The sequence below is a fragment of the Streptomyces sp. NPDC045846 genome (genome assembly GCF_056431605.1).
In genome coordinates this window covers 158,056-178,811 of sequence record NZ_JBWKKJ010000013.1, presented here as the reverse complement: position 1 = coordinate 178,811, position 20,756 = coordinate 158,056, and the positions used below count along the sequence as shown (strand labels likewise).

Annotated in this window: 21 protein-coding genes; 11 read left to right on the top strand and 10 right to left on the bottom strand. The window is 69.9% G+C overall.

Annotated features, from left to right (window positions below):
* Positions 1-3: 3 nt before the first annotated feature.
* Together AC07F3_RS32310 and AC07F3_RS32305 are read left to right on the top strand one after the other, a co-directional pair.
* Positions 4-1,209, top strand: a complete 1,206-nt coding sequence (locus AC07F3_RS32310) for a sensor histidine kinase (RefSeq protein ID WP_479118027.1) — start codon at positions 4-6, stop codon at positions 1,207-1,209.
* Positions 1,206-1,901: a response regulator gene (locus AC07F3_RS32305; RefSeq protein ID WP_479118026.1), complete on the top strand. Its 696-nt coding sequence runs from the start codon at positions 1,206-1,208 to the stop codon at positions 1,899-1,901. The genes AC07F3_RS32310 and AC07F3_RS32305 overlap by 4 nt, the downstream gene beginning before the upstream one ends.
* Here AC07F3_RS32305 and AC07F3_RS32300 read toward each other — a convergent pair.
* Both AC07F3_RS32300 and AC07F3_RS32295 read right to left on the bottom strand, forming a co-directional pair.
* Positions 1,898-3,349, bottom strand: a complete 1,452-nt coding sequence (locus AC07F3_RS32300; RefSeq protein WP_479118025.1) for a sensor histidine kinase — start codon at positions 3,347-3,349, stop codon at positions 1,898-1,900. The two genes, AC07F3_RS32305 and AC07F3_RS32300, sit on opposite strands and share 4 nt — an antisense overlap.
* Positions 3,346-4,077 carry a response regulator transcription factor gene (locus tag AC07F3_RS32295; protein WP_479118023.1) on the bottom strand — a complete coding sequence of 244 codons (732 nt, stop codon included), beginning with the start codon at positions 4,075-4,077 and terminating at the stop codon, positions 3,346-3,348. The genes AC07F3_RS32300 and AC07F3_RS32295 overlap by 4 nt, the downstream gene beginning before the upstream one ends.
* 513 nt (positions 4,078-4,590) lie before the next feature.
* Here AC07F3_RS32295 and AC07F3_RS32290 point away from each other — a divergent pair.
* A complete protein-coding gene (locus AC07F3_RS32290) occupies positions 4,591-4,791 on the top strand; it encodes a hypothetical protein (protein WP_479118022.1) in 201 nt (66 codons plus the stop codon).
* Positions 4,792-4,824: 33 nt separating this feature from the next.
* Here the strand turns inward: AC07F3_RS32290 and AC07F3_RS32285 are convergent, their stop codons facing one another.
* The 5 genes from AC07F3_RS32285 to AC07F3_RS32265 all read right to left on the bottom strand — a co-directional run bounded on the left by AC07F3_RS32285 (position 4,825) and on the right by AC07F3_RS32265 (position 9,469).
* The gene (locus tag AC07F3_RS32285) at positions 4,825-5,391 is read right to left on the bottom strand and encodes a DciA family protein (RefSeq protein WP_479118020.1); all 567 of its coding nucleotides are present in this window, start codon (positions 5,389-5,391) and stop codon (positions 4,825-4,827) included.
* Complete coding sequence (locus AC07F3_RS32280) at positions 5,388-6,725, bottom strand: helix-turn-helix domain-containing protein (protein ID WP_479118018.1); 1,338 nt, start codon at positions 6,723-6,725, stop codon at positions 5,388-5,390. Before AC07F3_RS32280 ends, AC07F3_RS32285 begins: the two co-directional genes overlap by 4 nt.
* A gap of 376 nt (positions 6,726-7,101) precedes the next feature.
* Entirely contained in the window at positions 7,102-7,560 is a 459-nt protein-coding gene (locus AC07F3_RS32275; RefSeq protein ID WP_479118016.1) for a hypothetical protein, read from the bottom strand.
* Between the two features lie 66 nt (positions 7,561-7,626).
* Complete coding sequence (locus AC07F3_RS32270) at positions 7,627-8,358, bottom strand: hypothetical protein (protein ID WP_479118014.1); 732 nt, start codon at positions 8,356-8,358, stop codon at positions 7,627-7,629.
* Positions 8,359-8,578: 220 nt separating this feature from the next.
* Positions 8,579-9,469: a ParA family protein gene (locus tag AC07F3_RS32265; protein ID WP_479118012.1), complete on the bottom strand. Its 891-nt coding sequence runs from the start codon at positions 9,467-9,469 to the stop codon at positions 8,579-8,581.
* A gap of 484 nt (positions 9,470-9,953) precedes the next feature.
* Between AC07F3_RS32265 and AC07F3_RS32260 the strand changes: the two genes are divergently transcribed.
* Positions 9,954-10,418: a hypothetical protein gene (locus AC07F3_RS32260; protein WP_479118011.1), complete on the top strand. Its 465-nt coding sequence runs from the start codon at positions 9,954-9,956 to the stop codon at positions 10,416-10,418.
* Positions 10,419-10,874: 456 nt separating this feature from the next.
* Here the strand turns inward: AC07F3_RS32260 and AC07F3_RS32255 are convergent, their stop codons facing one another.
* Positions 10,875-11,222, bottom strand: a complete 348-nt coding sequence (locus tag AC07F3_RS32255) for a hypothetical protein (protein ID WP_479118010.1) — start codon at positions 11,220-11,222, stop codon at positions 10,875-10,877.
* Between the two features lie 423 nt (positions 11,223-11,645).
* On the opposite strand from AC07F3_RS32255, the gene AC07F3_RS32250 reads away from it, so the two are divergent.
* The 5 genes from AC07F3_RS32250 (at position 11,646) to AC07F3_RS32230 (ending at position 17,041) form a co-directional block, all read left to right on the top strand.
* Positions 11,646-12,347, top strand: a complete 702-nt coding sequence (locus tag AC07F3_RS32250) for a hypothetical protein (protein WP_479118008.1) — start codon at positions 11,646-11,648, stop codon at positions 12,345-12,347.
* Positions 12,348-12,933: 586 nt separating this feature from the next.
* Positions 12,934-13,170, top strand: a complete 237-nt coding sequence (locus tag AC07F3_RS32245) for a FeoA family protein (RefSeq protein ID WP_479118007.1) — start codon at positions 12,934-12,936, stop codon at positions 13,168-13,170.
* Entirely contained in the window at positions 13,163-15,136 is a 1,974-nt protein-coding gene (feoB, locus tag AC07F3_RS32240; RefSeq protein ID WP_479118005.1) for a ferrous iron transport protein B, read from the top strand. Before AC07F3_RS32245 ends, feoB begins: the two co-directional genes overlap by 8 nt.
* 104 nt (positions 15,137-15,240) lie before the next feature.
* On the top strand, positions 15,241-15,513 hold the full coding sequence (locus AC07F3_RS32235) for a FeoC-like transcriptional regulator (protein ID WP_479118004.1): 273 nt from the start codon (positions 15,241-15,243) through the stop codon (positions 15,511-15,513).
* Between the two features lie 238 nt (positions 15,514-15,751).
* A complete protein-coding gene (locus AC07F3_RS32230) occupies positions 15,752-17,041 on the top strand; it encodes a GNAT family N-acetyltransferase (protein WP_479118002.1) in 1,290 nt (429 codons plus the stop codon).
* 54 nt (positions 17,042-17,095) lie between these two features.
* Here AC07F3_RS32230 and AC07F3_RS32225 read toward each other — a convergent pair whose 3' ends face one another.
* Both AC07F3_RS32225 and AC07F3_RS32220 read right to left on the bottom strand, forming a co-directional pair.
* A complete protein-coding gene (locus AC07F3_RS32225) occupies positions 17,096-18,529 on the bottom strand; it encodes a nitronate monooxygenase (protein ID WP_479118001.1) in 1,434 nt (477 codons plus the stop codon).
* A gap of 237 nt (positions 18,530-18,766) precedes the next feature.
* Entirely contained in the window at positions 18,767-19,342 is a 576-nt protein-coding gene (locus tag AC07F3_RS32220) for a LuxR C-terminal-related transcriptional regulator (RefSeq protein ID WP_479118000.1), read from the bottom strand.
* 490 nt (positions 19,343-19,832) lie between these two features.
* Between AC07F3_RS32220 and AC07F3_RS32215 the strand changes: the two genes are divergently transcribed.
* Positions 19,833-20,111, top strand: a complete 279-nt coding sequence (locus tag AC07F3_RS32215; RefSeq protein ID WP_479117998.1) for an uberolysin/carnocyclin family circular bacteriocin — start codon at positions 19,833-19,835, stop codon at positions 20,109-20,111.
* Between the two features lie 16 nt (positions 20,112-20,127).
* Positions 20,128-20,715 (top strand): stage II sporulation protein M, encoded by a 588-nt coding sequence (locus AC07F3_RS32210; RefSeq protein WP_479117997.1) that lies wholly within the window; start codon positions 20,128-20,130, stop codon positions 20,713-20,715.
* Positions 20,716-20,756 lie beyond the last annotated feature (41 nt).

The window sequence follows — 20,756 nt, the reverse complement described above, 5'->3', positions numbered from 1 at the left end:
ACTGTGCTGGCCCACGTCTGCACCCTCATCCGACGGCGACTGCGCCCCCTGCTGCGCTGCCACAACCCCTCGCCCCGGCGGCTGCGCCTTCTGGACTCCGCTCTCGCGCTGCTCGTCGGCGCCGCCAGCTGCCTCGCCCTGGCGACGGTGCACCGCACGGGACTCGTCCACAGCTATCCGGTCAGCTGCCTGTGCGCGCTGGTCGCGGCCGCGAGCCTGATGTGGCGGCGCACCCGCCCGGGGCTGTGCGTCCTCGCCGCATTCGCCGCGACCCTGTGCTCGGACGAGGGAACGGCGCTGACCGCCGCGACGTACGCGGTGGGCCGCTACGGCAGGCGCCGCCGAGCCACCATCGTGGTCGGCGCCGCGCTGGCCTGGCTGAGCACCCGGTGGCTGACCGGCGAACTGATCGACAGCGCCCCGTGGCGGATCTACTTCACTGGTCTCGCCTACGTCCTGCCCGCCGCCTGCGGCCACCTCGTGCGACGCCGTCACGCGTACGAGGACCGGCTGAGCGCACGGCTCGCCCGCGCGGAGGCCGCCACCGAGCACGCGGTGCGCCTCGCCCTGACCGAGAAGGGAAACCTGCTCGCCCACGAGATCCACGACAACGTCGGCCACCACACCACGTACCTGGTGCTGCGCGCCGGGGCCGCGGGGCGGCGTGCCGGCCTGCCCACCGAAGTGGCCAAGGATTTCGAGGAACTCCAAGAAGGTGCGCTCACCGTCATGCGCGGGCTGCGCGACGTCATCGACGTCCTGCGGGCCCCCGGCGACGCGGACCACCGCCTGCGCCACCCCGACTGCCAGGACTTCCTGGCCGATCTGACCCAGAACATGCGAGCGATCGGCATGGACGCCACGTACTCCGTCACCGGCACCCCCCGGACCTGCGGGACGCCCGGAGACGACCTGCTGTACCGGACGTGCCGCGAGGCCCTCACCAACGCAGCGAAGTACGCGCCCGGCGCGCCCGTCCATATCGGCCTGGCCTTCACGCCCGACACCGTAACCCTCACCGTCCGCAACGGCCCCGCCTCGCACCAGCCCGTAGCCCTCGACTCCGGAGGGCTCGGCCTGGTCGGGCTGCGCGGGGCCGTCACCGCCGCCGGCGGCCGCTTCTGCGCCGGGCGGCTGCCGGGCGGCGGCTTCAGCGTCCGGGCCGACCTGCCGCTCCCCCACTCCGAGGAAAAGGAACCCGCACCGTGACCATTCGAGTGATCATCGTCGACGACCAGGCCATCATCCGTTCGGGCCTGCGGATGATGCTGGAGGCCTCCGAGGAGTTCACGGTGGTGGGCGAGGCCGCCGACGGCGCGGACGCCATCATCCAGGCGAAGCTGCATCAGCCCGATATCGCGCTGATGGACCTGCGCATGCCGAACATGGACGGCGTGTGCGCGACCCGCAAGCTGGTCCAACTCCCCCACCCGCCCCACGTCCTGGTCCTCAGCACCTACAGCAGCGACAACCACGTCCTGGAAGCCCTTGACGCCGGAGCCAGCGGTTTCCTCCTCAAGGACCTGCGCTGCGAGGAACTGCTGTCCGCGATGCGCGTCATCGCCTCCGGCGGCCGCGTCTTCGCCCCGGAGCTCCTGCGTAACCTGGTCCGCCAGGCGACCCTGCGCACCCCCGTCCATGTCAATGGCATTGACGCCCGGGTGGCCGCGCTCAGCGACAGCGAGCGCAAGGTACTGCGCCTGATCGGCATGGGCATGTCCAACGGCCAGATAGCCAAGGAACTGCACCTGGCCAGCGCGAGCGTGAAGACATACGTGTCACGGACACTGGCGAAGCTGGGCCTCAACAACCGCACCCAGGCCGCGGTGGTCGCCTACACGATCGGGCTGGTGAACAGCCCGACCGAGGTATCGGGCGGCGGAACGGAAAGCGGGCGCTAACGCGCCGCGCGGCGCTTGTGACGACGGTCGGCACGGGTCCGGCCGCCGCGGGCGAAGCGGCCCGGACCGCGCGGAACCCCCCGCCCCGCGCGCGGCCGGCCCTCCCCATGAGGGATCGCGCGCCCGATCCTGAGGCCGATCTCAGCGCCTCCGAGCACCGACCGACCGACCGTCACATCCCCTCCAGTCGACCGGGCCAGGCGGCGCACGATGTCGAGCCCGAGCCCGGTGGAGCCCTGGCGCGTACCGTCGTTGCCCCGGCGCAGCGCCGCCTCCGGGTCGGCGATGCCCTCGCCCGCGTCCGAGACCAGGATGATGACCGCGTCATCGCTCTGGTGCACGTCCACCGCGAAGGCCGTGCCCAGGGCTGTGTGCCGGAAGATGTTGCCTAGCATCACATCGAGAGCTGCGGTCAACTCGGCGCGCGGCACCGGGATGCGTACCGGCTTCTCAACTCCCGCCAGCCGCGTCTCGCGGCCCTCGTCCTCGGCCAGAGCCGACCAGAACACCATGCGTTCGCGCAAGACTTCTGCCGCGTCGCAGCCGCCGCTCCCGCCAGCCGCATCGGGAGTACTGGGGCGCTGTTCGCGGGCGGTACGGATGATGGTGTCCACTTCACGTTCCAGCTGCTCCACCGCGCCGCGGGTCTGCTCCACCGCCGTACGCGCCTCGGCACTGCGCCCCGCCTCCAGGGACGCGGCGTTGAGGCGCAGTACCGTCAGCGGGGTCCGGAGCCGGTGCGAAAGGTCGGCCGCCAACTCCCGCTCGGCGGCCAGCAGATGGGCCACTTGGTCGGCCATTGCGTTGAACGCCCCTGCCACCGCCCGGAGTTCGGCCGGTCCGGCCTTTGCGACCCTGGTGTCCAAACGGCCCTCGCCCAGCTCGTGGGCGGCGCGTGCGAGGTGCTCGGCGGGCCGCACCATGCGCACGCCCAGCCGGTCGGCGACCGCCACCGAACCGATCACCAGAGCGGTGGCGACACCGGCCAGGACCAGCCAGGCCGTTCCCACGCCCCGTTTGGCCTCGGCCGTCGGCACGAACACCTCCACCACCGCCATCTGGCCGGTGCTGAGCGCCGTGGGCTGAAGCACGACCCACCCGCCGGGCACCGTGACCCGGGCGAGCTTGCCGCCGGCTGCGGCGGCCGTGATCTCCTCGGTGCGGGCCCGGCCGGTCCCCGAGTCCCAGCCCCCTTCCCCCGGACCGCGGGGCACGTGCACGGCCAGCCGTTGTCGGGCCCCCGGCTCGGTGGAGTAAAGGGCCTTCTCCAACTGCCGGCGGTCCGCGGTGATGGACAGCGCCGGGCCGATGGTGGCGGCCTGGCGCTCGGCGTTGGTGAAGGCGCGGTCACGGGCCATCTGCTGGACGACGGAGCCCAGCGGCACGGCGAACGCCGCGACCACCATCACCGTGACCGCCAGGCAGACGCGTACCAAAGCCCATCTCATGTGCTGCGGGCGGCCATGGCAGCGGGCCCGGCCGGGGCCGGTGGCTCCAGCTTGATGCCCACGCCCCGGACGGTGTGCAGATAGCGGGGCCGGGCCGCCGTCTCACCGAGTTTGCGGCGCAGCCACGACAGATGGACGTCGATCGTCTGGTCGTCGCCGTAGGACTGCTGCCACACCTCGGCGAGCAGGTCACGGCGGGAGACGACGAGACCGGGCCGTTGGGCGAGGAAGGTCAGCAGATCGAATTCGCGACGGCTGAGCTCCAGCGGCCGGCTGCCCAAGGCCGCCTTGCGGCGCAACGGGTCGATGCACAGCTCGTGTACGCGGATCAGTCCGGTGTGCTCGTGTTCGCCGCCGATGGCGCCCCGGCCCGTTCTGCGGAGCACCGCGGCCAGCCGGGCGGAGAGCTGCTCCACCGAGAACGGCTTGGTGAGGTAGTCGTCGGCGCCGCTGTTGAGGAGTCGGATGATCTCGGCCTCGTCGTCGCGGGCGGTCGCGATGATCACGGGTATGTCGGTGATGCCGCGCATCATCTTCAGGACCTCTGATCCGTCGAGATCGGGCAGCCCCAGATCGAGGATGACGACATCCAGATATTGCGCGGAGACTTCTCTCAGGGCTTCCAGTGCGGTTCCGACACTGCGTACAGTGTATTGCGCGTCGGTCAGATGTCGAATGAGCGCCGAGCGTACCGAGGGGTCGTCTTCGACCACGAGCACATTCGCCATGCCAAGGAGTGTAGGCCATGGCTTTCGGCTGCCCTTGTCCAGAAGATGAAGGGGGAACGGGGCCACACTTTCGCCCCTTTCCCAATCACCTTTCGGCCCCTGATTTTTGCTGCCTTCAAGTGCCCTGGATATCCTGGGGAAATGCAACGAGGGTTGGTCCATGGATCGGTCTGGCTGGCAGCCATGGGGGCCGTGGTGGCCACGTCGTGGTGGGGCGTACGCAGTGTGATGTCTTTGGCGGTTGACCCTCCCAAGGCTCTTCTCCTGACTGCGGAACAGCCCACAGCGGCGGCCCCTCTCCCGCCGACCGCGGCTCCTTCCACCGCAGCGGGCTCGCCCTCGTCCGCGCCCCGTGCGAGCCGGCCGTCCGCATCGGTCGGCCGTCCCTCCGCGCACTCCGGGCAGAGCGGGCCGTCGAGCGCTGTGTCCCAGCCCTCCACCGGAGGTACGCGCTCCACCGGCACCCGCCCGGCCGCCCCGGATCCGCGGCACGGAAACGTCCAGACGTACGAGGTGTCTGGAGGACGCGTTGCCTTCGACATGGGCGACACGTCGGCCGCACTGGCCTCCGCCGAGCCCGCGCGTGGCTGGGGGAAGCAGGTGTGGACCCAGGACTTCTGGATTCGGGTGACCTTCACCAACCACACCACCAATGAATCGAGTTCGGTTATCTGCAGCTGGCACGACCACCCGCCGATCGTGGAGAAGTCGTAGGCCGCAGGCGGACCGGTCCGGCCCTCCGGACTGCTACCTGGCGCGTACGCAGGCTCGGAGCGCGGCCAGCGCCCGGCGGTAGCCCGCCGACGGCTCTGCCCGGCCGGGACCGCCGCTCGTATCGTCCGCCCCACCGGACACGGCCGGGGCGTCGGAGCCCGGGGCCAGGATCCGTATCGACTCGACGACCGACCTGCCCAGCTCCTCGTTGATCCTGCGGATCAACGGGTTGAGGGTGAGCCGGAGCTGCACCGCGTAGGCCGGCGAGTCCGGCAGCAGTTCGAGCCGGCCCTCGGCCGTGGCGAACCGTACGGCCCTGACGTGCCTGGCCAGTTCGCCGGCCGCGCGCGGCCACTGGTCCAGCACTCCCTGCTCGGACGCCGTGCCGCCAGGGGCCTGCTCGGCGATCACGGCGCGCACGACCGCGCCCAGGGTGCGCGGTTCACGCCCGTCCTCGTCCGGCGCCCGGGGCTTGCGCAGGGCCCGGCCGCCCTCCTCCCAGCCACGGGCCGCCTCGCAGGCGGCCTCCAGGGCGATCCGCGCCAGGTCTCGGCCGCTCCGGCGGGACGGTTCGTCCCTCTGCTCGCCCGCGCCGTTCACCGCGCCGCAGCCCCTCGGCGGCCCAGCAGTGTCATGTGGGCGGTGCCGGCCGAGAGCCGCAGCGCCCGGCGCACCAGTGCGGTGCCGTACACCTCTTCCGCCGCCTCGTGTCCCAGGGTTTCGACGGCAGAGCGGATCAGCGTGGTCTCTCCCCGCATGAACTCGCCACGGGCGGCCTGGCGCAGCGTCTCGACGTCGGCGGCCGACAGCTCTGTCCCCGCCGGCTCCTCCAGCGGCCGTGACGGCAGGCTGGGCTGCGACCGGGTCAGGGCCTCCGCGACCTGCCGCCGAACGGTCGGGCTGCGCGGGCCGTTCGGGGCGGCGCTCCACTGCCGGTGGCGGTGGTGGGCGGCGCGCTGCGAGTCACGCCACTGCTCAACCGCGGCACGGCGCTTGGCTTCGGTGTCCAGGACCCCTTCCGCTCCGGCGAGCAGGACCCCCAGGAGTCCCGATGGCCGCCGTACATCGTTCACGCCGCCGCGCAGGTGCAGCCAGGCTCGTACCTCCACGGCGCTCCAGCCCGCGTCGGCCACATGCCGCACCATCCAGGCGATCCGGGGCACATGGCACCGGCCTAGCCAGTCCACTTCGCGGATCAGTTCCCCCGCCAGTTGATGGCGGCGGCCCACGCTGTTGAGCCGCCGGGGGGCGCCACGGCTCGGCCGGGCGGACGAGGAGGTTTTCGGCCCGCCGTCGAGCTTGCTCTCAGAGGGCGGGAAAGAACTATCCGCACCAGGAAGACTGCAGGTACTAACCCCCATTGGGGTGCAACGAGGGGGGCGCGGCCGGCTCGTTGCATGCCGGGAAGTGCGGGCCCCGACGACCCGGCGGCGGCCCCCTGCGGCGGCCAGGCGGGCGAGGGCGGCGATCCGCGCACGGCCGTGCGCGGTGATGCCCACGGGTCGGCGCGTGGCACCCTCGCCCCGCGTCCGGATACCGAGCGCCAGATCGAAGCCGTGCGGGATCACTGGGGCGAACTCACTGGCCACCGCGCCTTCACTACGAACCCTGGTACCCCGCCGCACGTAGACCAGGAGCCCCGCCTGCCGGAGCATCTGCAGGTGGTACTGGACGGTCCGTTCGCTCACGCCCAGGCGCCGTTGCAGATGGGAGACGCCGGGGCGGCAGGGCGAGAGCGTGACGAGTTCGCGCGCGACCCGGAGGGTGGTGGCACCGAACGACGGGCCATGCGAGCGACGGGGCCGGTATTCCCCTTCCTCGGCGACCCAGTGGACGGCCTGCATCCATGAGTAGCCGTCCGGGGCGATGCGGCCCGTGGTCGTGGAGAGCCATTGCCCTTCTTCGGGCACCCACAGGGTCCTCGGTGTGCTCACCAGCCTGCTCCGGCCCGGAAGAGCGCGGCATCTGCTAGATCGAACTGGAAAAAGGCATGACTGTGGTGCAAGATAACGAAAGCCTTCTGCGATATCGAGGGCACGGCAAAGCCCTCATGGATGCTCCACGAGTTCTTCGCCAGAAATCGGATACCGAACCGTCCGACACCGGCACGACCGGTCGGACGAATCCTTCAGAGGGGCTGCGAAACCCTCCGGAGTCAACGGGACCGCCCGGAGTGACTGCGAATCACCCTGGGCGGACCCCCTGGCGGTCCAGCCGCCCTGTGGCCTATGTCATTTCACGCCTCTTTCCGAAGGGGCAGTTGATCGGCATAGGCCATTTGTCTGCCCTCTCGTTCCCACGCGCCACCGTTCACCTCTTGGTCCTGCTGGGAGTGCCGCTGCGCCGTCGGGCGGCCATAGCCTCGGGCAGTTCCGAGATCCAAAGGCCGACCGGAATACGGAAGGCGGACCGCCCACCGAGGAACTTGAGGTCGAAGGCCGCCCGTTCGTCGGGCGTCGTGATGAGGCGTACTGAGTCCTCCAGAACCCACAGCGCGGTCTCCAAAGTCGTGGACGGATCGGACACCGCGAGCCGCGCGGCTTCGACCGCCGACTGCTGCCACAATTCGAGGTCCTGGCGCGCGCTGCGCGGTCGACGCACCCCGGGCCAGACGATCTGTGACACGAAGGCATAGACGCGCAGGGCCACGACGTCCTCGGCGAAGTGGGGTTCGTTCAGCACCCCTTGCCCCCTGGCCTTCCAGACCCACGACTCGCTGAGTCCGGCCGCGAGGGCGACAGCACTGGCGCTGAGCGTCTCACTGGACATGGACAACGGGGATCTCCCACACCCTTCTAGACCTTAGCGGGCAAAGTACATTTCCCCGACAAGTAATCAAATTCTGGCGTCACTAGGGCCTAACTCACGCATCCGCCGATCCCCGCCAGGCAACTCCTTGAATTTACGAAAGAAAACCTGACCCAAGGCAACCGGCTCCCTAGTGTCACAGTCATGAATAGGCGACCATGCCCAGTGCATGATGGCCGACAGTTCCTTGGTGCGCTGCAGCGGAATACGGTTGCGATATCCACCGTTGCAGCCCCTCGAAACTTGAGATAGAAGCTGACGGGACGTCACCGAGGGGGATACGGCCGACCGGGCGAGGGGGCCACGTGTCTCCAGCGCGTCGAGGAGATCCTGGACCCCGGCGGAAACCATCTGGGTGCCATGCCGCCCGTAGTCAGCCTCGTGAAGCATCACCTTCAGCCCGGAGCCCGGCGCGTAGGCCAACTCCCCCACCCGGTAGGTCGAGGACTGGGTACTCTCGTCCTCCCACAGCTCTCGTGCGCTGAAGTCCTCGGCCAAGGCTCCGAGTTCGGGCACCCGCCGCGGCGTGTGGAAGGGGGCCGCGCCCACGTAACGAGCGATCGCCAGGTTCGCGTTGCTGGTATGGCGCCGATCCGCGTTCACCCGGTACTTGAGGCGGGCCTGCACTTCGGGGGCTGTCCGGAACCCGTGCGCCTTCCACCGCGTGGACGACACCTTGACGTCGGCGAACCTCTCGTGCACCGCCTCGTGCGACCACGCCACTGCCGGGCGGGTGCCAACCAGGCCAAGCGCGCTCACTGCCTCGCCTACGCCAGGCTGTTCAGGGTTCGAGGCGGCATCCCGGGGACCCGCCCCGTACGCGGCCGGGCCTCTTTCCCGATTGCACGGCCCGAGAAGTGAGCGGCCGACCGCCTCGTCGCCACCGGCCAGCGGTTCCGGGACCGGTGTGGCACGGGTCAATTGGAAAGGGGACGGCCTGCGGCGCTTGGCACGCTGGGAGTTCGGCGCGCGCTGTTCCTCAAACACCCAGCATCTCCGTCTCGATCCGCCCAGGCATCTGCCAGTCTTCGTGGGGTTGTCGCATACGGGTCAGGACCTGCTCGCTCAACGCGCCATACATTCGGCCGGGGGCGTGGCCGGCGAAGCGGACAACGGCCGGGATGCCGAAGGCGAACGAGTCGCCGATGCGGGGGTCCCTACGTATGTCGGCCGGGAAGGGGGCGAGGCCAGCGTCGAGCACCCTGTTGCGGATGTCCACCTCGTACGCCTCCCACTGGGAGGGAGGAGACGTCCGGTTGAGGATGGCGCCGAGGTAGCGGGGATCGCACTCCCCACCCGTGCGGGCCCTGACGTGCCGCACCGCGTCGCGGGTGGCGACCGCCTCCCTCAGGGAGTGGCAATCGGGCGTGCACACGGTCACTACGTGATCGGCGGCCGCCAGCGCGGTCGCAGACAAGGAGGACACCGCGGGCGGCGTATCGACGAGCACGAAGTCGAACTCCGACGCACTCTCCAGCAACGTTCGCCGCAGCACCGTGGTGGCCTGATAGCCCATCCTGTGGATCAGGTCCTGGGCCGCGGTCATCGTGGATTCCTCGCACGCCAGCAGATGGAGGCCCCCCGCGCCTTCGAACTCGGCAATCAGTTCGCCGCGGTCGAACCAGACGGACGCCACATCCACATCCGTCCCCTGAAGCCGGTCTTGGACGACCCGGCCCACGGAGCGCGCCAGTCGGTCCCGCCCGGAGAGGTTGAGCCCGAGGGCGGCGCCCGCCTGGGCCTGCGGATCGAGATCCACGACGAGCACGCGCTGTCCGGCCAGAGCCAGCGCCGTACCGAGGTTGGTGGTGGAGCTGGTCTTGCCGACGCCCCCCTTCTGCGTCGCAACAGCAATGATCTTCACATGCACCCTCAAGTGTGTGATGCCCCCCACGCGCTCCTGTCACGAGGGCGCATCCGGAGCAACGCTTGCCGGGCCGCACCAGGAACCACGGGGGTTCGGCGGCAGCGGTGGCACCGAGCCCCCGCTGTTCCCGAGTGATGCGGGAACGTCAGGCAGGACAGTAACAACAGGCCACCGGGCACATCACGGCCGTCCACATCGCACCGATCACACAAAGCAGCAGGTCAGGTGGGTAAATGGGAGATGAGTTGGGCCGAACGACGACAGCCGGCACACCGATCGCACACGAATATCGGCCATAGGTCGGACAAGGCGGCCGCGGAGCGGGGACCTTCGGTCCTTGCGGCCGCGCCCCTGGGACTTGCGGCACCCCGTTCAGCGGTCCCAAGACCTGCCACCCCAGGCCCAATGGCGAGTGCGTACTCCCGCTCCCCCAACAACACTGGTCCGCATCCGATTCACGCTCTCGCACGCGCCCGGAGGACGGACCGTGTCTACACGCCGCACCGCGCCACCGGCCGCACCACACCGGAAGGCCGGCGACGACGTCCCTCGGTATCGGAGCATCGCCGCAGCCATCCAGCGGCTGCGCGGCCCGGTGCCACCCGCCGTCGAAGTCGCCCGCAAGTACGGCGTCCCCCTTCCCACCGCCCAGTTCGCCCTGCGCGCCCTGCACACCCGCCGGTGCGCCGCGTCACGCCGGGCAGCGGGGAGGGACACGCTCACGGGCGCCGCCCGCACGACGGACCCGACCCCCCCGACCTGGCGACGGATCGCCGACGATTTGGGCCATCGCATCGGCTACGACCTGCCGCACGATCACCTGCCCACCGGCACACAGCTCGCCGCCGAGTACGACGTGAGCCCCAGCACCATCCACAAGGCCGTCCACTTCCTGGTGAGGCAGGGGGTGCTCTCACCGACCCCGTCCGCACAGACGCCACCAGAACATTGACGCCTCGTCAGATGGCGTCAGAGTCGTACAGGCCCGCTCTCTCGGCTTGTCTGCGCGGCAGAAGGTCACACCCGAACGGGACCAACGCCCTGTTTTCCCTACGGGCGCGGTGATCGACTTGTGTCCCGCTCCAGGCCAGTTAATGATCATTTTGCGGCCGCCGTTGCATCAGGTCCCCCGCCTTCTCCAGCGGCGGCCGCTCCGCCCTCACCCATTGTTCTGGCTGGCGGCCCACACCGTGAGGGTGAGCAGCACCAGGAGCACTGTCATCTGCCGGGCATAGCTGGGCCGTCGATGGCAACGCCGGGTGCGCTGCCGAGGCGGTGCGCGATGGCGGGTACGACGGCGTGCGTGATGGGCCATGACTCCTTCTGCGCGGATTTCCGCGCGGGTTCGCTGCGTCGGCCGACGGTCAGCACGGCCGGGGGTCGCCCCTGGGCTTCGCCGTAGCAGCGGTCACCGAAGCGGAATGCGGTGACTCTCGTCGCCCACCAGCCACGAGATCACGCGGCGTTCCGGCACGGCCATCGCCCGGGCGGTGTCAGGAATCGAGGCACCCGACAGGAGCAGGCCCCTGGCCTGCTGGGCCCTTCGCACCTCGACGGCGCTGAGGGCCGGATGCCTGGCTTCAGCATCGAAGGAGTCCGGAGCGGCGTCCTCGTCTCCGCGGTACAGCCACCGCCGCACGACATGCTCGTCGCACCCCACGATCAGCGCGGCCACCTTGATGCCACACCCCGCCGCGATGAGTTGAAGGACGCGCGCCCTGGCCTTGGGCGAGATGTTGACGAGGACGAGTTCCACGCGACGTTCTCCTCCGGCTGCGCCGTCTTTCCCCATCGCGCCCACGCTTTCCGCCACCCCTTCAGGACCGTGGAACGCGAGCGGGACTCAATGAAGTTCTGCATCACGGATACCCTATTGCCGCCATCGGCGGAACCAAATCAACCACAGACGACAACGGCCGTCCGAACGGTGACTCCAGCCGCGGGACATGGCCATTGAGCCGATCCGCACGAGGCGGGCAAAGGACACGGAATCCCGTCGCCCTCTCCGCGAGGAGGACACGGGAAAACTCCGCGGCCCCCAATTCAGGCCACCGACCAAACTGAGCCACGATATCGCCTACGGGACTTTGGGCCCTGCCCTGACGTTCTCCCGTCCTCCTAGGCTCAGTCGAGCACGGTCTTACACATTGCTTACAGGCCCGGATCGAGGAGCACTTTCATGCACATAACCAACAACCCGCGCGTCCCCGCCGCACGTGGAATCGCACTGGGAATGGCCACTGCTTTCGCCGTGGCGTCGCCTGCGGTGGCCGACAGCGGTTCGGTCTCGTTAGCCGGTGGCACCACCATCTCCCCCGCCGGACACCGCTTCTCCGCCGCCGCCCAGGATGACGTCATCTTCGACGCCGGCCCGGTGACGGTGACCTGTGCCCGTTCCACGACGCTGCCGTCAGCCGGGAAAATGAACCAGATCCCCAGCAAACCCGGCAACTCGAACCCCGACGGGCCCGTGCTCCTGGACATCAGCGCCCCGGTATTCGAGTCGTGCACGACCAACGCACCGGGCCTCACGGCCGAGATCAAGACGAACTCGGCCCACGGCACCTGGCAGCTCGCCCTGCAGAACGGGGCGCCGGCCCGGCTGATCATCCCGGCCAAGGGCTTCGTCCTCACCACGAGCGGGCTGCTCACCTGCACCGTCACCGCGGCGCCCGGGGCGGCGGCGCGTGCGGGGGCGACCTGGACCAACGGCTCGTCCCCGTCGCTGAGTTTCACCGGCGCGGCCATCCCCGTGAAGATCGAGGGCGGCCTCTTCTGCCCCACCTCGATCACCTCCGCAACGATCACCGCCACGTACAAGGTTGCCAACGTGACGGAACCGGCACGCCCCATCACGGTCTCCGGCCCCCAACAGCACTGACGGGCCGCGTCCCTCCCACGGGGGCACTTTGGTGCCCCCATGCTCGGCCGCCGGATGGGTCGGCGGTCCATCACCCCCGTTTCACCGCATCCTTTTCCGGATCACGGCGGGCTCAGCGGCCGTGCACTCGGCCCTTTATCCGCACTTTTTCGCACGTCGCGCAGAAGGAGCCGGTCCGGCGATCGGTACGGTAAAGCAAAAAGGCCCCCGCACCGTGACCAGGTGCGGGGGCCTCACGACGCGAGGGCGTGTCGTCTCAAGGACGCCCCCGCGTTGTGAAGGGTGCGGCTCCGGTGAGGGCCTTTTCCGCTGAGGGATTCGTCAGAACAACCTCATGAGCTGAGCATACCCATCTGCGCGCACCCAGAAGACTGGCCATTGGCCCTACTTGTAGTGACCGATGGCCTTCGGCCGGACCTCTGTCTTGTCCATTCGGCGCCACGGGTATTTCGTCCGGGACGGAGGTCACTGATATCGGCACGGAACGCGGTGTTTGCCTTCCCTTTCCCCGGGTGGCCGATCCAGGTATAGCAAGTCAGCTTAGCCTTGCCTCAATTCAATGACGATGGGGTTGAGGAGACTGCTGATGACCTTGCGTGCGTACGGGCCGGGAGCCCGCCTGATGGTGGAACGCGTGGGAGCCGCGCCCCGGGACCGGCTGCGGCTGGCCGAACTCGGCTTCATCCACGGCACGGAGATACGGATCATCGGCCGCGGGGCGACCGGCGGACTGCTGGTCGCGCTGGGGGACGCGCGTGTCGCCCTCGACAGCGCCACTGCGGGCGCCGTGTCCGTGACCCCCTTGGCGGCCGCCGGTGCCTGAGCTCCTGGCCAAGTCCTCCTGCCACGTCGCCTATTCGCGCGGGCCTTCCACCGACGGGCCGGTGATCGCTCTCGTGGGCAACCCGAACGTCGGAAAGTCAACTCTCTTCAACGCCCTCACCGGAGCGCGTCAGCGGGTCGGCAACTGGCCTGGCAAGACGGTCGAGGTCACCCGAGGGAGCTGGCAGTCCCGGCGTGGCGGCGCGGACTGGGAACTGGTGGATCTGCCGGGCACCTACAGCCTGGTGCCCTGCTCCCCGGATGAGGAACTCACCCGCGATCTGCTGGCGGGCGGCGAACACCGCCTGGACCTCGTGGTCATCACGGCCGACGCCGCCAACCTCGCGCGCAATCTGTACCTGATCGCCGAACTGCTCGAAACCCGAACCCGCTGCGTCGTCGCCCTCACGATGACCGACATCGCGGCTGCACGCGGCATCACCATCGACACGGAGGCACTCGCCGAGCGCCTCGGCGCACCCGTCGTGCCGGTGGCGCCGCGCAAGGGGCGCGGCCTCGACCAGTTGGCCGCCGCGGTCGAGCGGCAGCTCGGCGCGCCGACATCAGTGCCTCCGCAGATCCTCCCGGCGCCTGAAACCGACGCCGACGAGGACGCGGAGCTGCTCGCGGTCGAGGCGCGCTATGCGTGGGCGCACGACGTCCTGGCCGAGGTCCGGACTTCCACCGGCCCAGGCGGCGGTAGCCATCCGACCCTCTCCGACCGCATCGACCGCGTCCTGACCTCCCGATGGCTGGGCGTCCCGGTTTTCCTCGGGGCGATGTGGCTCGTGTTCACCGCGACCACCACGCTGGCCAAACCGCTGCAGGACGGGCTCGGCGACTTCTTCGCCGGTCCGGTCACCAACGCCGCGAACGATCTGCTGAGCGGTGCGCCGCATTGGCTTCAGGGCCTGCTGGTGGGCGGGCTCATAGGCGGCGTGGGCCAGTTGCTGACGTTCGTGCCGCTGATGGTCATCATGTTCGTCCTTCTGGCGCTGCTCGAAGACTCCGGATACATGGCCCGCGCGGCCTTTGTCGTGGACCGGCTGATGCGGCTGCTCGGGCTGCCTGGACGGGCCTTCCTGCCCATCATCGTCGGCTTCGGCTGCAACGTCCCGGCGCTGGCGGGGCTGCGCATTCTGGCCAACCGGCGGCAGCGGCTACTGCTCGGGATGCTGATCCCCTATGTGTCGTGCAGCGCGCGCCTGACGGTCTACGTCCTGCTGTCCTCGGTCTTCTTCGGGACGTCGGCGGGCACCGTGGTTTTCGCGCTGTACGTCATGTCCGTCCTGCTGGTCGTCGGCGTCGGCCTACTGCTGCGCAAGACCCTCTTTCGCAACCTGAGCGCGGAGGCGCTCGTACTCGAACTCCCCCCGTACCGCATGCCGACGCTCCGGGTGGTGTCCGCCCAGGCCTGGCAGAAGCTCTCGGCGTTCCTGAAGGGCGCCGCCGGCGTCATCGTCGCGACGGTCACCGCCGTCTGGCTGCTGTCCGCGATCCCGCTGGCAGCCGGGCCCGGCAGTGCGTTCGGCGAGGTGCCAATCGAGCACAGCGTGTTCGGCACCGTGTCCCGCGCGGCCGCGCCCGCCTTCGCTCCGGCCGGCTTCGACGACTGGCACGCCGCGGCGGCCTTGGCCACCGGATTCGTCGCCAAGGAAGCCGTGGTCGCCACCATCGCCCAGACCTACAGCACCGACGAACCCGATGACCCCGACGACCCCCGGCAGACGGGTGCGCTGGCCACCCAGCTACGGGACACCTTCGAACGGTCCTCCGGCGGCCATCCGCTGGCCGCGGCCCTGGCCTTCATGGTCTTCCTGCTCGCCTACACCCCCTGCATGGCGACCGTTGCCGTCCAATGGCAAGAAATCGGCCGCCGGTTGACCCTGGTGTCCACCGGCCTTCAGCTGGCGGTCGCCTGGCTGCTGGCCGTCGCCGTCTTCCAGGCCGGGAGCCTGCTGTGGTGAGCGGTGGGCGCCGCGATCCCGCACCCGTCCACGGGAAGGCCGATCCTGCCCCCCACCAAGCGGGGACGGCCCGTACGCCGCCCGCCCGCGAACCGGTTCAAGCAGTGAGCCCGCTGCGCCGCCTCCTGGTCGAGATCCGTGCCAACCGCGACGGCATACGTCTCGGCGACCTCGCCGAACGGATCGGCGTCGCGCCGGACGAGGCAGCCGCCATGACGGAGTACTGGATACGGCGCGGTCTGCTCACTCGCGAGGAGGTCAACGGCGGCTGCCCGCAGGCTGGCTGCGGCGGGTGCACGGTCCGGGGTTCGTGCGCCGCCCCGCGCCCCGGCAGACCACTCCTCCTCACCATCCGGCTCACCCCTCCGGACGGCTGAGCCGACCCGGCGCACACCTCCTCGCCCACGGCCTTCCAGCCAAAGAATTCCCTCAGCAACCGAGGATCACCAAGAAGACGGCCGGCAATGGGAGCCGAGCCGAAGCCGTCTCCGCTGTCTGCCCCATGGATCAACGGAGCCAGGCACGTGGCGTGAAGTGTCCTCGGCGCCTGGGCATCCGTCGTCTTCATTGCTACAGATGGGCGACCACATCGCAGAACCTGGAAGGACTTCTCCTATGACCTCGACCGAGCTCACCGCACGCGGCCTCCCGCCTCCCGCCTGGGACATCGAGGAGCTGCCGGGCACACGCTGGCAGGACTTCTACACGGCTGTACTCGCCGCGTTCCACGAGAACGAACCGGAACAGGCCACGGCGCTGTGGCGGAGTGTGGCCGAGCCCCACCGGTGCCTGGTCGTGCATGACCGGGGAGCCATCGTGGGTACGGCGGGTTCCTTCTCCTTCCGGATGACCGTGCCCGGGGGCCGGCTGGTGGACACCGCCGGGGTGAGCATGGTCAGCGTGCAGCCCACACACCGGCGTCGCGGCGTGCTCTCCGCCCTGATGCGCCATCAGCTCGACGAGCTCCAGCGCCTGGGCGAGCCACTGGCCATCCTGACCGCCTCCGAGGCGCCCATCTACGGCCGCTTCGGATATGGGGTCGCTGCCCGGCAATTGTCCCTGGACATCCAGGCGCGCCGCATCACGCTGACCGCGCCTGCTCCCGATGGGGTGAGCCTCACCGTCGAGGCCCCCCACAAGGCGCTGGCCGCGTGCGAGGAGTTCTACGCCCGCCACGTGCTGCGTCGGCCGGGGATGCTGGCACGTGGGCCGGGCTGGGAGCTGTTCCCCGTGCTCGACCCACCGGCGGCGGGGTCGACCGCGTACCCCCTCGAATGCGTCGTGGCACGCGTGGACGGCGAGATCGCCGGGTACGCCCGCTACTCCGTCACCGTCGACTGGTCACGGCAGAACACCGCTCAGGGCAGTGTGCGGGTGCGGGACATCGAGGCTGCCGAGCCGCACGTTTACGCAGCGCTGTGGCGCTTCCTCCTGGAAACTGACCTGACGTCCCGCGTCATCGCCCCCAACCGCCCCGTGGACGACGCCCTCCTCCACATGGTCTCGGACGTACGCCACTGCGCGCCCATGGTGCTGGACAGCCTGTACGTGCGCGTCGTTGATGTGCCCGTCGCCCTGGGTGCGCGCTGCTATGCCGCACCGATCGACCTGGTGTTGGAGGTCGAGGACCATCAGGCGTCGTGGAATCGTGGCCGCTGGCAGCTGAGAGGCGGCCAGGACGGGGCCGTGTGCACCCGGACGGATGCCGCGCCAGACCTGTCCCTGGACGTCGCGGCCCTCGGCTCGGCCTACCTCGGCGGCACCACGCTGGCGGAACTGGCCGCGGCCGGACGAGTCGTCGCGCATCGACCGGAGGCGCTCGCCACCGCCACGGCCGCGTTCACCTCGCCGGTGGCTCCATGGCTCCCCCACAGTTTCTGCCGGTCCCTGCTGCCACGTTTGTAAGCGGCCAGCCGAGGGCCCGGTGCACATGGGCTGCTAAGTGCCCGACGTCCTGCGTTAGCGGGCGGACACGGCCTCTGGTTCGGCGCCGGCGCCATGGGGGCTGCTCAGCATCCAGTCGACGACCCGGGCGGCCGCGTACGGCTCGCCGTCCGGGCTGATGTCTTTCAGGAAGTCGAGGTCTTGCCCGAGCGTGACGATGGGCGGCTCGACGGTCCCGCTGGGTGTGCGCTGGCCGAGACCCACGGTCGCGAGCAGCCCGTTGCACAGGCACTGGCGTCCGGCGGTGTCCACGGCGTTGCCGCCCTTGCGCACGTATGCGGTGATCGGCTCGGCCGCGCAGCGGTAGACGAGTGCGCCGCTCGCGGCGCGGGCCGGGGTGCGCAGGTAGCCGAGGTCGCACACGGGCCGCCGGGCCGCCCGCACCGCGCCGTCGGAGAGGGTGCCGGGCAGTTCGGCGACCTTGAACGGGAAGCCGGTGGGCGAGGCCTGCGGATCGTTGCGGATCCGCAGCGTCCCGGCCCGGGCCCGTGTCCTCAGCTCCGTGCGCAGATCGGCCCGCAGCCCGGACTCCTCGCACAGCGCGAACGCGCTGCCGATCTGGACCCCGGCCGCGCCGAGCCGCCGCGCCTCGGCGAGCCGCTCGGGGTGTGCGGCGCCGCCGGCCAGCCAGAACGGGATGCCGAGCGCGGCCACCTTGGCAAGGTCGGGCCGGTCCCGCGTCCCATACACGGGCTGTCCCATGTCGTCGAGGACCAGTTTGCCGCGCGGCGGGGCGCTGTGGCCGCCGGCCCGGTGTGTCTCGATGACGAACCCGTCGGGCCGGGTGGATACATCGCGTACGAGGTAGGCCGCGAGGACGGGCAGTGAGACGATGGCGAGGACGTCGGGCCTCTTCAAGGAGCCCATGCTGGTGGGTAGGTGGGCGAGGTGTCCGGCTCGGGGGTCGAAGGTATGGGCGAGGGGTTCTTCGTCGCCTTCGATGGTGATGCGGGTGGTGGCGGGTTCCACGCGGGCGAGTGTCGATGCGAGGGTGGGGATCTGCCCGGGGATGCCAGCACCGACCAGGACGTAGTCGACTCCCGCGAGGATGGCTCCGAACATGGCGGGCGCGGTGGCCAGTTGGATCTTTTCGAGGTAGTTGATGCCGACGGGCCCGTCGTGCCCCTCCTTGGCGAGCCACACCTCGGTGAAGTTGGCGAGCACGGTGAGGAGTTCGGCGTCCTTGCCGGTGTCGGCCCGCAGGCGTGCGGTGGCGCGCAGGCGCTGCGTGCGGGTAACGCCGCCTTCGACGAAGTACCGGTCGAGCGCGTGGGCGGCTGCCTGCGGTACGGGGAAGGCGGCGAGGGCGCGACGTAGGTGCCCACCGGGGTCGCCGAGCTGGAGGCGGCGGGCAAGGACGGCGTCCAGCGCGGTCCCGGACACCACACCCATCTGCCCCCGGCTCGCCACCGCCCGGGCGAGGCGCCAGCCGGACACGGCGACGCCCATGCCGCCTTGGATGATCTGAGGGCGTGGTCGGGGCGCGGGCATGACGGGTCCGTTCTGGGGGTGGCATCGCTCGAGACGGCCCGTAACCTACGGAGCCGTAACCTCACTCGTCTTGAGTGTCGGGCACCCTCCTCCTACGGGGAGGGGTCGAAGGTCCCCACTCGCCGTGCCGTCGGCCCCGCTTGCCCATGCCGCCGCGATGGCGCTCGCGGACCGGAAGTCCTTCGGCGGCTACGGTCACTCGGCCAGGCGCCGGCCGTACCAGGCGGCTGCCTGTACGCGGTTGTTCACGCCGAGCTTGCGCAGGATCGTGCTGACGTGGCTCTTCACGGTGGTGGGGCTCAGGTAGAGCGCTGCCGCGATCTCCTGGTTGGTGCGGCCCTCCGCTAGCAGCGGCATCACGTCGCGCTCGCGCGGCGACAGGGGCGGTGGGCAAGCGTGGGCCTCGATCGCTGCAACGATGGCTGGTGCCTGGACGTCGCCGCCGGCCGCCACTAGCCGTACGGCGCAGACGAGTTGGACGGCGGGCATGTTCTTGGCGAGGATGCCCCGGACCCCGGCTTCGCGGGCGGCGACAAGGGCATTGCGGTCGGCGGCGTCGACGAGGACGGCGAGCGGGACGGCCTTCGCCAGCGGCTCCAGCGTGTCCCACCGTTCGTCGGCCGCGTCCAGCATGATCATGTCCGGCTGATGGTCCCGCGGCAGTTCATGCGCGGAGTTGAGATCGGCGACGATCGTGGTGGTGATGCCCCCGGCCTGGGTCAGCTGGTTCTGGACGGTTCTGCGCAGGACTTCGTCACGGATCAGGATCATGGCGGTAATCACGGTTCCCCCGCTGCTGAGTTGCTCGGTCGCTCAAGCGGCACAGCGCTCGAGTCGGTCGAGAGACTTCTGGCGCAGCGCCCCCCGTTAACTACTGAGAGTTAACCAATGGCAAAGACCGTATCAAGCCCATGACGGGGCGTCATGGGACTTCAGTCCCTAGTTCCTAACGGCCGACACCCTTCAAGCCATGGATCCTGCCGTTCGGCTGAAAGCGTTCCCTTCGGATGCCAGGCAGTGCCCGCCCTCCGTCCGGAGGGGGTCAGTTGGCGGATGCCGACCACATAAGGGTCACGTCAAGATCATGACCAGTCCCCGGGCATCGCCGCTCCCGTGCTGCGAAACCGCAGTGCGAAGCAGCCCAACGACCTCGTCCCGACGCTACCGGGACGAAGCTCCGCGCGCCCGATGGACCTCCGGGGAGCGGGCCCTCGTGCGGGGCCGGTCCCACCACACCGATCACGAGAGTGAGATCAACACCATGAGTTCCTTCACCACCAAGAAGGCCGCCGGGACGGCTCTGGCCGCCGGCCTCATCAGCGCGGTCGGCCTGGCCTTCGCCGGTATCAGCGTCATGTACATCGCGGGCATGTTCGGCCTGTCCAGTGCGGTGGCCTCGCAGATCGTCAACGCTGTCGAGGTCGGCGGCTGGGTCCTGGCCGCCGCCATGGCGCTGGTCTCCGGCGGCATCGGCGGCACCGTGGTGGCCACCGCCAAGTGGGCCATCAGCCAGTGGGGCAAGAAGGTCGCCATCTCCTAACGGCCCGTACCCGAGCATGGGGGACAGCGCCATTTCATCGGCAACCCGCACTGCCGCCGGGGACGTCAGTTCGCGCGTGCTCGCGATCGCGTTCTCGGTGTCCCTGGCGGCACTGTGCGCAGGAATCGTTCTGGGTTACGCGAGCATGGCATCCACCGGACCGGCCACTGCGCCGGATGACGCGTCGGCCGCATCCGACACGTCGTTCACCGCCATCCTGGTCCGCAACGCCGGAGCGGCGATGCTGCTGTTCTCCGGAGTGGCCACGGCGGGGTTCTCCACGGTGATCGCCCTGGGGCTCATGGCCGCCTACATCGGGGCCACGTTCGGCGCCGCGTCCTCGGTCGTGGGCGTCCAGGACGCGCTGGCGTCCATCGCGCTGTACGCGCCGCTGGAGTTCCTGGGCCTGCTCCTCGCGGCCACCGCGGGCACGCTTCCCGTGGTGGCCGGGGTGGCGAGCGCGCTGCGCGGCAGCTGGGGCGCGCCTTCGCCGCTGCGGTCGTACGCCAGCGCGGTCGGGCTCTCGCTCAAGACGTTCGGGCTGGCCGTGGCAGTGGTCGTGGTCGCGGCCGCGGTGGAAACCGCCGTCATCACCTCGCGCTAGACGGGGGATGTCCCCGGCCATACGAGAGGCAGTCGTCACAA

Bases quoted from the DNA above. Each gene is read 5' to 3' on its own strand.
- AC07F3_RS32210 (WP_479117997.1), top strand. From the start codon at position 20,128: ATGGGGGACAGCGCCATTTCATCGGCAACCCGCACTGCCGCCGGGGAC.
- AC07F3_RS32300 (WP_479118025.1), bottom strand. From the start codon at position 3,349: ATGAGATGGGCTTTGGTACGCGTCTGCCTGGCGGTCACGGTGATGGTG.
- AC07F3_RS32215 (WP_479117998.1), top strand. From the start codon at position 19,833: ATGAGTTCCTTCACCACCAAGAAGGCCGCCGGGACGGCTCTGGCCGCC.
- AC07F3_RS32220 (WP_479118000.1), bottom strand. From the start codon at position 19,342: ATGATCCTGATCCGTGACGAAGTCCTGCGCAGAACCGTCCAGAACCAG.
- AC07F3_RS32245 (WP_479118007.1), top strand. From the start codon at position 12,934: ATGACCTTGCGTGCGTACGGGCCGGGAGCCCGCCTGATGGTGGAACGC.
- AC07F3_RS32275 (WP_479118016.1), bottom strand. From the start codon at position 7,560: ATGTCCAGTGAGACGCTCAGCGCCAGTGCTGTCGCCCTCGCGGCCGGA.
- AC07F3_RS32225 (WP_479118001.1), bottom strand. From the start codon at position 18,529: ATGGGCGTCGCCGTGTCCGGCTGGCGCCTCGCCCGGGCGGTGGCGAGC.
- AC07F3_RS32250 (WP_479118008.1), top strand. From the start codon at position 11,646: ATGCACATAACCAACAACCCGCGCGTCCCCGCCGCACGTGGAATCGCA.
- AC07F3_RS32295 (WP_479118023.1), bottom strand. From the start codon at position 4,077: ATGGCGAATGTGCTCGTGGTCGAAGACGACCCCTCGGTACGCTCGGCG.
- AC07F3_RS32230 (WP_479118002.1), top strand. From the start codon at position 15,752: ATGACCTCGACCGAGCTCACCGCACGCGGCCTCCCGCCTCCCGCCTGG.